Origin of the sequence: Streptomyces alboniger (assembly GCF_008704395.1) — a bacterium.
Taxonomy (GTDB): domain Bacteria; phylum Actinomycetota; class Actinomycetes; order Streptomycetales; family Streptomycetaceae; genus Streptomyces; species Streptomyces alboniger.
In genome coordinates this window covers 817,442-829,507 of record NZ_CP023695.1, presented here as the reverse complement: position 1 = coordinate 829,507, position 12,066 = coordinate 817,442, and the positions used below count along the sequence as shown (strand labels likewise).

Below are 12,066 nucleotides of genomic sequence, written 5' to 3'. Positions count from 1 at the left end.
TGGGGGGCGGTGGCTCCGCTGAGACGACCGTAGGGAGAATTGCTTATGCGTTCCAAGACCGGTTTCGTCATGTGCAGATGACGCAGAAGGCATAAGCGATGCCGGAAGGCGTGAGTGAAGCCGACAGGCATGGGTGAAGGTGGTTCGGGTGGATCTTTTGCAGTTGCGCTACTTCCAGACGGTGGCCCGTTACGAACACATCAGTCGCGCCGCCGAGGAACTGCGGGTCGCCCAGCCCTCGCTGAGCCGCGCCATCGCGCGCCTGGAGGCCGATCTGGGCGCCGCGCTCTTCGACCGGCAGGGCCGCCGCATCCGGCTCAACCAGTACGGCGTGATCTTCCTGCGCCATGTCGACCGCGCCCTGAGCGAGCTGGACGACGGGCGCAGGGCTGTGCGTGAAGCCCGGGACACGGGTCTCGGCAGGGTCAGCGTCGCCTCCGAGACCCTGCTGACGATCACGCCGCTCCTCGGCAGTTTCCGGACCGCCCACCCCCGCGCCGACGTGCGGCTCTTCCAGTCGAACGTGCAGGAGATGGACCGTCAACTGCGCGCGAGGGAGGTCGACTTCTGTGTGGCGTCACAGCCGTTGAGCGGGGCCAATTTCGAGGCGGTCGAGCTGGACCGTGAGGAGGTGCTGCTCGCGGTGCCGCGCGGGCACCGGCTCGACGGGCGGGAGAGCGTGACGATCCGGGAGATCGCCGACGAGCCCTTCGTCACCACGCGCGTAGGCCATTGGCAACGCGCCCTGCTCGACCGGCTGTTCGCGTCCGAAGGCCTCACACCCCTGGTCTCCTGCGAGGGCGACGAACCGGCCGCCAGCCAGGACATGATCAGCGCCGGTCTCGGCATCGGCCTGATCCCGGCGGTGTCCCGCAAGGTCGGCTCGCACTCGCGGGTCCCCGTGGCCTGGGTGCGGGTGGCCGCGCCCGACTGCCTCCGCGTGCTCACCCTCGTATGGAACCGCGACACCCATCTCTCTGAAGCGGCCCTGAAGTTCAGGGAGTTCACCACAGGGAGGCCCTTCGTGACCCACCACCTCCCCGAACCGGATCGCGAGTGAGATCAGCAGCCCAGGGAACCGCAGCTCACCTCCTGACCAGCCAGTGGGCGTAACCCAAGAAGCTTGGGGCGGCAAATGTCACATATTGCACCTAATGTGAGAAATTCAGTGCCGCCCCCGGGCGCACATCAGGAGGTTTCCATGAAGATCACTGTCCTCGGTACCGGCGGCGGCGCCCGGGCCCACATCGCCCGGCTGGCCGAACTGGGTCATGAGGTTCATGTCGGCACGCGCGACCCGCGGGCCACCCTGGCCCGTACGGAGTCCGACATGATGGGCACGGCGCCGTTCGGCTCCTGGCTCGCCGACCGGCCCGGCATCGAACTGCACACGTTCGCCGACGCCGCCGGGCAAGGCGACCTGGTGATCAACGGCATCGACGGTCACAACGCCGTCGCCGCCCTGTCCGGCGCGGCCGACCAGCTGGCCGGCAAGACGCTCATCGACTACGCCGTGCCCTTCCTCTACAACCCCGACATCGAACACCCCTGGCCCACCCCCTGGGGCACGATGCCGACACTCGACCCGTGCGACAGCGACAGCCTCGCCGAACAGATCCAGCGTGCCCTTCCGGCCAGCAAGGTCGTCAAGGGTTTCGTCACCCAGGAGCAGGAGACCGTCGTCGACCCGAAGGCCGTCGGCGGCGGCGACCACACCATGTTCATCGCGGGTGACCACGCCGACGCCAAACAGGCCGCGACCGACCTGCTGACCGCCTACGGCTGGGACGACGTCCTGGACCTCGGCCCGCTGGTCTCGGCCCGCGGAATGGAGATGTACGCCCACATGCATTCCGCGATCGGATTCGCCCTCGGGTTCGGCACCCGTTTCGGCGTCAAGGTCGTCCGATAGGGGCTAGGCGTTCACCGGGCCCCGGCGCCGGCCCCGGCCCCCGCTCTCCCGGCCTGGTCACGGGGCTCGTCCCGCGGTCCCGGACGCTCTTGCGCCGTGCACCGCAGGCACGCGTCACCCGCGTGTACCGAGGACTCCAACCAGTAGGCCCCAGTCAGCAGTTGGCCTTGTGCGAACGCGGCGAAATCGCCGTTCACGTCATCCATGTGCCGATTAACGAGGCCTGCTCGCGCCGGTGCCGCGGGAAGGCAACCCCGCGGCCCTGAAACCGTCCATGTGCCTGAACTTCCCTCCACGGAGTCATGAACCGGGAAAGAGCGGGCAGGCGGAGGGGCTTCGCGGGTGGCTTGGCGTCTCGGCGTGCCTTTCGGAGATCGTTCTAGCGCGCCCGCGGCGCGGAGCGCGCGGCTCCGGGCGCGTCGATGCCGAGCAACTCGACGTACCGAGCGACCTGAACCGACGCGCTCAGCATGGCGAGACCCCGGGTGGTGAGCGCCTTCCGCCAGTCGCCGAGGGCGGCGTGCAGGGCCTGCGTACCACCCGCTGTCCGGATCTGTTCGACGATGGTGCAGATGTGGTCGAGCCGATAGCCGCCCCGCCGGAGCAGCAGCGTCAGCTCCGCGTCGCGCAGATCGTCCGCGCCGTACGAGCGGCGCCCGGAGATGGGCTCGCGCCGCGGGACGAGGATGCCCGCCTGCTCCCAGTTGCGCAGGGTCGCAGCGGTGACACCGAGGCGGTGGGCGAGTTCCCCGATGCTGAACTCCTTGGCGCCGGTGGGAGGTTGGGGCGCGAGACCCGCGGATTGGGCGAGGTCTTCCAGGGCCACCTCGACCGCGTCGAGCGTCTCCCGGTCGCGCAGCAACTGGGCGTGGCCGCGGTCGATGGCCGACAGCGCCGCGTCGGCGTTCCCCGTGTTCAGCGCGCGCATGACCTGGCCGCTCACCGCGTATCCGTGCGCCGGCAGAAGTGCCAGATAGGCGCGCAGCGCCGCCGCGTGGGTCGCGGTGTAGGCCCGGTAGCCGCTCTCGGTGCGGTCGGCAGGGGGGAGGCACCCGTCCTGCTCGTAGTTGCGGACCGCCTGGGTGGAAATGCCGTGCTCGCGGGCGAGGTCGACCGGGCGCAGGTATCTCATGGATTGAGACTTTACCCTCTTTTCTCGCCGTGAAATGAGGGAAAGTTTCAACTGAATTTGCAGGTGTGCGCTCGAATTCCCGTACCCCGGGCGCTCTGTTCACGCCGGACGGCCTCGGCGAGTGCCCGTGTCACGCCTTCGCCAGGACCACGACCGCGTTGTGTCCCCCGAACCCGAAGGAGTTGCTGACGGCGACGCTCGTCTCCTGCTGGCGGGACGATGCCGTGACGAGGTCGATGGCGAACGCCGGGTCGGGCTCTCTCAGTCCCGCGACAGGCGGGACGATGTCCTCGCGCAGGGCGAGCACGGTCAGGGCCGCCTCGATGGCGCCCGCCGCGCCCAGGGTGTGGCCGAGGGTGCCCTTGGCGGAGGTGACGGGCGGACGGTGCGGGAAGACCCGGGCCAGCACGCCCGCTTCGACCGCGTCGCCCCGCGGGGTCGACGTGCCGTGCGCGTTGACGTGGCCGACCTCCCCGAGGCCGATACCGGCCTCCGCGAGCGCGGTCCGCAGAGCCCGTTCGGCCTCCCGCCCCTCGGGGTGCGGAGCCACCAGGTGATGGGCGTCGGTCGTGGCCCCGTAACCGATGAGCCGCGCCAGGTGCGGCGCCGAGCGGGCGGCGGCGTGCTCGGGCCGCTCCAGGATCAGGGCCCCCGCGCCCTCGGCGATGACGAATCCGTCGCGGGCGGTGTCGAACGGGCGAGACCCCTGGTCGGACAGCGCGCCCAGTTGGGCGAAACCGGTCACGATGGCCGGCGTCACCGCGGCGTCGGCGCCGCACACGAGGGCGATGTCGCACTTGTCCGCGGTGAGGAGGTCACGGGCCGTGCCGAGGGCGGTGGCCCCGGACGCGCACGCGGTCGCGACGTTCAGGACCGGTCCCCGTACGCCCAGCTGCAGGGCGATGGTTGCGGACACCATGTTGATCAGATAGCCGGTCAGGAAGTAGGGCGAGACGCTCGTCGGGCCGTCGGCGGCGAACCTCGCGGCGGCGGTCCGCGCGGAGTGCATTCCGCCGAGAGAGCAGCCGGTGACGACGGCCACGCGGGCCGGATCCCAGTCGCCGGGGTCGAGTTTGGCTCGCTCCAGCGCCTGCGCGACGGCGGTCAGGCCCATGCGCGCACAGGGGTCGGCCCGCGGGGTGAGGCCCTTCCTCGGTACCGTGTCCGCGAGGTCGGCGCGACAGCTCAGGGAGACCGGAAGGTCCCGCAACTCCGGATCCCGGCGGGCGGTGGCGCGGCCCTCGCGGACGGCGGCCCAGGTGGCTTCCGTGTCGCCCGCCGCGGTGACCAGACCGAGACCCGTCACGGTGACGTCGGGCCCCCGGCTCACCCGGCACGTCGCTGGTCGACGCGTGCGGTGAACTCGCCGAAGGTGAGTTCACGCAGCTCATCCTCGGTAGCGACGACGCCGAACCGGTCCTTGAGCGCGATGGCCATCTCCACCACCATCAGCGAGTCGGCGAGCAGGTCGGTCATGGGGGCGTCCGCTCTGATGGCCGCCGTACTGACCTGGAAGTGGTCGACAAGCAGGTCGGCGATCAGGTCCGCGGTCACGGTCGCGGTCGAGGCCGAGGTCGTGGGCGTATCGGGCGTCGTGGGTGCAGCGGGGGTCGCGGAGGAATTCATGGGCGCCTTCCCTGAGGGATGAACCCGGAATCGGGCCGTTAGTTAAAGGGACCACCTGATTGGTTTCTTCAGTCTTGCGGTAGTCCATTTTCATTAGAAAGTGAGAACTAATGGCGGAATCGAATCCCAGGTCGCTCGACGAGATCGCCACCGACGCGGTGAGCGGCGTGCTGGGCTGGTTGGCCGACGACTACCTCCGGGTCGAGGTGTCGGGACTGGACAACATCCCGGAGCGCGGGCCCGCCATGCTCATCGCCAATCACTCCGGGGCGTTCGGTCTCGACGCGCTCGTCCTGCACAACCTGCTGCTCCGGGAGCTGTCCCGCCCGGTCTACTTCTACGCCTCCCAAGTCGTCTTCCGGCTGCCCGCGGTGGCCTCGTACGCACGACACCACGGCGTCTTCGCCGACGATCCGACACTGGGCCGCGACCGGCTGACCGACGGCCACCTCGTCGGGGTGTTCCCCGAGGGGCTCGACGGGGTCGCCAAGCCGTTCTCACAGCGCTACCGGCTGCGACCCTTCAGCCCCGGATTCGCGGTCACGGCGATGCGGACCGGTGCGCCGGTCATTCCGGTGTCGATCGTGGGCGCCGAGGAGACGTATCCGAAACTCGGGAGCATCACGTCGCTGGCCCGCCGGTTCGACCTCCCCTATTTTCCCGTCACCACGCTGCTGCCGCTCCCGGCGAAGTGGCGCATCACCGTGGGCGAACCGGTTTCCGCCCCCGCGGCCCCCGAGGCATCCGAGGCCTACGAGCCCCCCGATTCCTTCGCCGAACGGTCCGCCGCGACGCGCCGGTTGTGCGACGCGGTCTGGATCACCGTGCAGGGCATGGTCGACCGGGACGTACGCCGACGGACGAACCCGTTCTGGTGACGGCACCGGCCCCGAGGGGGCCGAGGCTCACCTCGCGAACCACTGCGCGGCGCGGCTCACGTCCGCGGCCGCCCGGGCGCAGCGTTCGGCATGGGCCAGCAGCGTCATCCGGCACTTCTCCCCGAAGGCGTCCTGGTTCCAGCCGGGCTGCCGCGCGCAGTCGGCGAGCTGTCGGGCGTGCTCCTCGAGGCGGCGGGCGCTGTCGGAGGCGAGGGCGGCGTGGCGGGCACTCCCGCGTCCCCCGACCGGAGCGGCGGCGCCCGCGCCGGGGGTGAACGTTCCGTCGGCCATGGTCATGTGCGGGTGGACGTCCGTGAGAGCGAGGTCGAGGGAGTCCGCGTGGAGATCCGCGGGCAGCGCGTCACGCTCGACCTGGGGGGAGAGCACGACGGGTTCGGCGTGCCGCAGCAGGGCGCGGGTGAGTTCACAGGCGGCCAGCACGGCCAGTTCGGCCGCGGCGCAGGGTTCGGGAGCCGCGCACAGCGACGCCGACGGGGCGTCGTCACCGTGCCCCCGCGCGGGGTCCAGGTCGCGCAGCCAGGCGGTCGCGTACAGGATCTCGGTGCCCGCGTCGACGCCCGTGCCGCGCCACCGGAACGGGGCGCGGACCTCGTGCACCGTGGCGGACAGGGGCGGGTAGTGGCGCAGCGCCGCCCCCACGGCCTGCTCGCCCCGGTCGATGGCGGGCGCGGTGGGACGGACCGACGCGAGGGCCAGAGCCTGGGGCACCGTGTCGGTGAGCGCCCGGGTGACGGTCTCCAGGACGTGCTCGACCACGCCGTCCCTCGAACCGTCGTCGGGGACCGCCGCGGCCACCGAGTCGGGGGCCGGATCATGGACGTACGGACCGAGGCGGCGGAGCAGCGCGGCGACGCGAGCGGCGTACTCGGTGGTGTCCGCGGCATGCAGCGTCGCTTCGAGGATGTCGTTGACGAGGGTGTCGTCGCCCGCCACGTCACCGAGCACGACGCGCCGTGCGAGACGCCGGGTGACGGCACACCAGTCGGCGCGGTCCAGGGCGGAGTTGGCGCCCCGCACGGCGAGGATCTCCAGGGCCTCCTCGGCGGCGACCGTCCGCACCCGCGCGCTCAGGGACGCGAGTGCGACGGGCAGCGGGGTGTGAGCCGAGAGCCGAAGCCGGCGGCCGTGGGAGGTCAGACCGGTGACGGCGCCGCGGGCACCGGCCTCCTCGGCGGCGCCGATCAGGCTCCGGGCGTCCTCGGCGTTCAGCGGGGTCAAGAAGGTGCCGAACGCCGTGCGCAGCAGGATCGGCCGGCCGCGCGCGGTACGCCGCAGCTGAGCGAGGACCTGACGCGTCAGATACCGCCGGGTGAACACCTTGAGGCCCAGTGCTCGGGCCGGGGCGTCGATCCACGAGATGCGCTGGGCGGCCATGGCCGCACTGACCAGGGCGTTCTCCAGAGGCCAGGCCGTCGTGGGCCGACGGAGCACGGTCGTGATGTCGCTGGCGTTCATCGCCGGCCTCCCGGGAAGCGAGTGCGGGTCATGGCGGGGGTCACCTGTCCAGCAGCAGATAGGGCTGGTTGCCGACGATCTCTCCGTCGTACGTGGTGATCAGCGCGTTCACCTGCGTGCGGTACGGCAGTCGGCCACCGCGCAGCGTGTTGGCGTACGCCTGGGGCGAGTGCGACAAGGGGTAGTCGTACGTCTCGTCCACCCATGTCAGTTCGAGCCAGTCCGCGGGGATGTCGATGGCCGAGGCCGGTCCGCGCCCGTCGAGGCCCGGGATGACGTCGTATTTGTTCACGAGACTGACCACGCGGACGGTGGGATCGACCGCCCGCTTGGCGTCGATGGGCGACCCGACGGTGAGCACGTGAGTGAGCCGGTACGTGGACACGAAGTCCAGATCGGACGCCAAGTTCATGGCGGTGATGCCACCGAGGCTGTGCCCGACGATCATCATCTCGGCACCCTCGGGCACCCCCGCGCGCACGAAGAGGTGTTTGATGGAACGCGTGTACGTGGTGTCTGTGCGCAGCAACCCGTCGAACGCCCCGATGAGATCCTGCGGGCCGCGGTTCCTGAGGCGTCCGAAGCTGGTGCCCGGCAGCAGCAGGACGTACCGTTCCGCGCCGTCCGCGCAGTGGATGCGGCGCAGCAGCGCGAGGCCGTGGTTGCCGAGCGCCGAGATGTCGTCGATGTAGCGGACGATGTCGTTGCCCGAGCGGGCCAGGACCCGGCGGAGCAGGGCGTCGGGCTCGGCGCGTTCGGCCTGCCCCGTGCCCTGGTTGAAGCGCTGGAGCAGCCCGCGGGGCAGCCCCAGGAGGGGCTCGGTGGTGGGCATGCCGCCGGCCAGGGTCACCCAGGCGAAGCTGTCGTTGGTCGGGTTCTCGTCGAGGAGCGCGAGGAGCGCGAGCAGCTCCATGATGACGGGGCTGAGCGTGGTGAGTGTGCGGGTGACACCGAGCAGTTTCACCAACTCCCGTGCGGCACACAGCGCTTCTACTCGGCGACCGGCCACGACGGCGTCGGTGAGTCGCTTGGCGAGCGGGACGGCCAGGTTGGGATGCTCGCCGGTGGCGGCCTCGATGCGCAGGGTGAAGGCGTCGACCGCCATCGTCACCGGGGCCGCCTTGCGCCGGGCGACGGTGGCCATGGACCGCACGACCTCGCCGACCGGGCCGCCGTTGACGGCGAACCCGAGCCCCGCTGAGTTCGTCACGGCACGCCCCACCGCCAGCGCGGTGCCGAGCCCCCACATGGGGTGGCGTACGGCTCGTAGCCCGAACCGCCAGCTGGAGCAGGCGGCGGTCAGCTCCGCCCCGGACCTGCGCGCGGCCAGGGCGGCGTCCGCCAGCAGTACGGACGCCTCCATCAGCAGGCCGGGGTCGGTGCGCCGAGTGGCCGCGGGGGCGTACGGGGCGCCGACCGGTGCCTGCTCAGCGATCCCGTCCGCCGTCTCGGCCGTCATCGTGCCCACCTCGCTCCAGAGTCCCGGGGACCTCGGCGGGTCCTTTCCGTAGTACATCCGGCGGAGCGCCGAAGGGCAGGGCTGCTGCGGCCGTTCGGGTGCAGCACGGAGTGCGGGAGACGGTGCGGGAGGGGCGGCGCGGGAGGGACGTGTCCGCTAGGTCCCGGGGAAGTACCTGGCGAATGCCGACGAGTCGACCGCCATGGGGCCCTCGAACGGCTGGTCGAGTTGGTAGATGAGCAGCACGGTCAGGGTGATCAGACCGGTGAGGCCCATCACCATGACGACATGGCTGGCGCTGCGCTGGATGCCGAACATGAACATGAACGCGATGGTGAGCAGTCCTCCGCTCAGGAGGCCGAACCAGAGAACCGGCGACAGGCCGTCACGTGCGTCCGCCTCCCGTCCCCGACGCGCGTCGTCCAGGACCAGGAGCTGGGCCAGCACCTCTTGAGCGGTCGCCTGTTCGATGGGCTTGGCGTCGGGGGACACCTGGTTGGCGCTCCGCACGTTCCGCAGCAGGTGCCAGCCCTCCTGGGCCGGGGGGTGCCCCTCCGCCAGGGCCGGCAGTTCGACGCGCATCGTGTGCCGTACGTACCGCGTCACGCTGTCGCGCAGGCGCAGGGCCTCGGCCGCGGGCAGGCTGTCGGCGAGCTGGTAGATCTCGTGGGCCGCGCCCGCCTCGATCTGTACGTGCTCCTCCGCGCTGGACCGGCTCTCCCAGACCGACACCAGGGAGAGCCCGAGCAGCAGCGCGTACAGCACGCCGACCATCATCGCGATGTACTCGGCGACGTCCTCGCGCGGTTCGCAGTCGTCGTCGTTGGGCCAGTAGCGGTGGCGCAGGAGGACGCCCGCGGCGGCCAGCAGGGACATGCCCAGGACCAGCCCGATCGTTTCCGTCATCGATTCCCTTTCTGCGGCCGGGGCGGCTGGAGGGGCGCTCTCGGATCACTTCAGGCGAGTGCCGAGAAGGATCGCCGCCAGGACGGCCGGCAGCACGACGAGGAACAGGATGGCCAGCAGGCCGGTCCCGGTGGGGCCATGTCCCGGACGATAGAGGTGGTCCATGATCGGTACATCTTGGCCGGCCTGTCGTGGCTGTACCGGCGTCACCCGGGAGGTGTCCGGGTCCAGGAGGGGTGGTGGCGGGGCGACGCCCGCCACGAAGGGCGGCGGGGCCGCTCCTGCCACGAGGGGCGGCGGGGCCACCCCGGCGCCGGGAGGCAGCGGAACAATCCCGGCCACGGGGGGCGGCGGGGCGATCCCGGCCACGGGAGGTGGCGGCGCTACGCCGGCTCCGGGAGGCACCGGGGCCGCCCCCGCGGCGAGGGGTGGCGGGGCCGCTCCGGGCGGGAGGGCAGGTGGGGCCGCCGCCCCGGCTGGAAGAGGTGGTGAGACCGCGGGCGGGACCGCGCCTGCCGGGAGAGGGGGTGGGGCCGCGCCGGCCGGGAGCGGTGGCGGGGCCGCTTCGCCCGCGACCGGAGCACCGGCCGTCGCGCCGCCCGGCAGCCGCAGGAGGGGCGGTGGTGTGAGCGGGGCGATGAGGATGAGGGGGACGGGGGAGACCCCGGGCGCGGACGCCCCCGGAGGGGGAACAGGCCGCGCGGGCGGGGGTGCGGGGGCGACTCTCCGTCGGGCCGTGGCTCTGGGCGGCGGGGGAGCAGGGGCACCCCGCTGCCCGGCCTGGGCCCTGGGCGGAGGCGGAGGCGGAGGCGGTGGAGGAGGCGGGGGCGGGGGCTGGACCCGAGGGGCCGGCAGGGTGAACTGCGCGGAGGAGCGTGCCGTGAGAGGCGGAGGAGGGACCAGCGCACCGGTGCGCCCCAGCGTCGCGGTGCGGTCGCCGGCCTCGGCGAGGCCCCTGCTCACATAGGTGCCCGGCGCGGCCTGGACGCCGGAACGGCAGGCCGCGGAGCGCCCGGGGGCGATCTGCGGCACGACGGGACGGCCGCCCCCGCAGTCGATGGCCTTCACCAGCGGCAGTGCGTCGCTGACACGGACGTCGTGAACCGCCAGGTCCCCCCGGTTGGTGACGACGTACTGGATGACGCCGAGCTGCTGGGTGACGCTCACCGTCTCGGCGAGGGCCAGGGCGCCCCCGACCCCGCGGTACCCGGACCGGGCGCGGGCTCGGGACTGCATGTTCAGGGAGGGGATCGCGCCGACGGCGGTGACGTCTCCCGCGTGCACCCCGGGAAGGGCCCGTGTCTCGGCCGCGCACGTGGTCGAGCTGAGCCCGCGCAGCATCGCCACCGTGTCGCGGCCCGCGCAGTCAACGGTCGTCCCGCGGGGGAGGGTCGGGTCGCTCACCCGGACGTGATAGAGGTCGGCCCCGGTGCGATTGATCAGGCGGTAGACCTTGTGTACGGGGTCCCCGACCCGGATGCCGGGCTGTAGCGCCCCGGTTCCCGGCCGGGAGTTGACGTGCACTTGCAGCGCCAGGCCGCCGGTTCCCGCGCCGTCCGCTGTCGCGCGCCCTCCACCGGGTACGGCCACGGCGCAGACCAGAATCAGCAGTGCGGAGAGGTGAAGAAGCCACACGCGCTCCTTCTTCCTGCGGGTACGCATGCCGCCATGCTCGACGACGCTCACCTTCCCGGCGGCCGGAACGCGCCCCCTCGCCCCGTTGCGGTGTGATTATCACTCCCATGGCCCTCGGTGGGCTGGTGCGGTACGTAGCCTGTGACGTCGCGCGAAGCCCAGGGACGAGAGGAACCGCGTCCGCATGATGCACGGGACCGAGGACATCGAGCAGGAGAAACGCCGCGTCGCCCGGCGTCCCGCGGCCCAGGACGCACCCCCGGTGCTGTGCTGGTTCGACGTCGCCCCGACGGGGCCCGCCGAGGCGTACGCGGCCCGCCTTCGGAACGTGCTCGACGCCGTGCTCGGGTTGGCTCTCTCCGAGAACTTCGACGACGCCGACCTGCCCGTCGGCTCCGTCCCCGAGTGGTTCACCGCCGTGAGCGGTCCCCGGCCCGCAGAGGCACCGGAGTTCACCCGGCGGGGCAGGGAGCGCTACGCCGCGGAGATCCGGGGAGGTTCCTGGGAACTCCAGGCCTGGCTCTACGAGTTCGACCCCGGCTCCGGGACCCGGGGTTGGGCGTGGTGGGACCTGACGCACTCGGCGGACGACGGCACGACCCGGATCTGGGTGGACACCTGGGGCGAGTCCTTCTTCGCCTGCGACGAACTGCGCTGGCTCGCTCTCGTCGCGGGCTCCGACGACGTGAGCGGGCCGTATCTCGCCAAGGCCGAGAGGTGGCATGCGGAGCGGTGATCGAATTCCCCGGACAACGTCCGTCATCACAGGTCACAAGGCATTTCCTGGTGGGCCGGACACACGCGGCAGGTCACCGGTCGATGGGGCGGGCTTCAAAGGTTGAGCACAAGTTGCACACATCCCCTCTTCAGACGGGCCCCGATGGTCTAGATTGACCGTGCTTCACAGGTCTGGACAGGTCTGGACGCGAGGCGACGCATTTCGAGGGATTCTTATGCCGTCACGGCGATGAAACAGCCGGATGGTATTCGAGAGGCGGGGGCCTCTCGGGGGGAGGAACAGCGCGGCTCGGGAGGCGGGGTC

The 12,066-nt window shown here is 71.6% G+C and carries 11 protein-coding genes; 4 read left to right on the top strand and 7 right to left on the bottom strand.

What is annotated here, in order from left to right; translation table 11 throughout:
* The first annotated feature begins 148 nt into the window (after nt 1-148).
* Together CP975_RS03385 and CP975_RS03380 are read left to right on the top strand one after the other, a co-directional pair.
* Nucleotides 149-1,060 (top strand): LysR family transcriptional regulator, encoded by a 912-nt coding sequence (locus tag CP975_RS03385; protein WP_055535939.1) that lies wholly within the window; start codon nt 149-151, stop codon nt 1,058-1,060.
* Nucleotides 1,061-1,201: 141 nt separating this feature from the next.
* The gene (locus tag CP975_RS03380) at nt 1,202-1,912 is read left to right on the top strand and encodes an NADPH-dependent F420 reductase (RefSeq protein ID WP_055535940.1); all 711 of its coding nucleotides are present in this window, start codon (nt 1,202-1,204) and stop codon (nt 1,910-1,912) included.
* A 379-nt stretch (nt 1,913-2,291) separates the two neighbouring features.
* Here the strand turns inward: CP975_RS03380 and CP975_RS03375 are convergent, their stop codons facing one another.
* From CP975_RS03375 to CP975_RS03365, 3 genes are all read right to left on the bottom strand, one after another.
* Nucleotides 2,292-3,044 (bottom strand): TioE family transcriptional regulator, encoded by a 753-nt coding sequence (locus tag CP975_RS03375; RefSeq protein WP_055535941.1) that lies wholly within the window; start codon nt 3,042-3,044, stop codon nt 2,292-2,294.
* 130 nt (nt 3,045-3,174) lie between these two features.
* Nucleotides 3,175-4,374, bottom strand: coding sequence for a beta-ketoacyl-[acyl-carrier-protein] synthase family protein (locus CP975_RS03370; protein ID WP_055535942.1), 1,200 nt, complete (start codon nt 4,372-4,374; stop codon nt 3,175-3,177).
* Complete coding sequence (locus tag CP975_RS03365; protein ID WP_055535943.1) at nt 4,371-4,670, bottom strand: acyl carrier protein; 300 nt, start codon at nt 4,668-4,670, stop codon at nt 4,371-4,373. Before CP975_RS03365 ends, CP975_RS03370 begins: the two co-directional genes overlap by 4 nt.
* 110 nt (nt 4,671-4,780) lie before the next feature.
* Between CP975_RS03365 and CP975_RS03360 the strand changes: the two genes are divergently transcribed.
* On the top strand, nt 4,781-5,548 hold the full coding sequence (locus CP975_RS03360) for a 1-acyl-sn-glycerol-3-phosphate acyltransferase (protein ID WP_055535944.1): 768 nt from the start codon (nt 4,781-4,783) through the stop codon (nt 5,546-5,548).
* Between the two features lie 27 nt (nt 5,549-5,575).
* Here the strand turns inward: CP975_RS03360 and CP975_RS03355 are convergent, their stop codons facing one another.
* The 4 genes from CP975_RS03355 to CP975_RS36215 form a co-directional block, all read right to left on the bottom strand.
* Nucleotides 5,576-7,024 (bottom strand): cytochrome P450 family protein, encoded by a 1,449-nt coding sequence (locus tag CP975_RS03355; protein WP_055535945.1) that lies wholly within the window; start codon nt 7,022-7,024, stop codon nt 5,576-5,578.
* A 40-nt stretch (nt 7,025-7,064) separates the two neighbouring features.
* Complete coding sequence (locus tag CP975_RS03350) at nt 7,065-8,483, bottom strand: lipase family protein (protein WP_150476561.1); 1,419 nt, start codon at nt 8,481-8,483, stop codon at nt 7,065-7,067.
* A 156-nt stretch (nt 8,484-8,639) separates the two neighbouring features.
* Nucleotides 8,640-9,389, bottom strand: a complete 750-nt coding sequence (locus tag CP975_RS03345) for a bestrophin-like domain (RefSeq protein WP_055535947.1) — start codon at nt 9,387-9,389, stop codon at nt 8,640-8,642.
* Between the two features lie 45 nt (nt 9,390-9,434).
* Nucleotides 9,435-11,051 (bottom strand): hypothetical protein, encoded by a 1,617-nt coding sequence (locus CP975_RS36215; RefSeq protein ID WP_150476560.1) that lies wholly within the window; start codon nt 11,049-11,051, stop codon nt 9,435-9,437.
* Between the two features lie 157 nt (nt 11,052-11,208).
* On the opposite strand from CP975_RS36215, the gene CP975_RS03335 reads away from it, so the two are divergent.
* Nucleotides 11,209-11,760, top strand: a complete 552-nt coding sequence (locus CP975_RS03335; RefSeq protein ID WP_055534880.1) for a hypothetical protein — start codon at nt 11,209-11,211, stop codon at nt 11,758-11,760.
* Nucleotides 11,761-12,066: the final 306 nt, after the last annotated feature.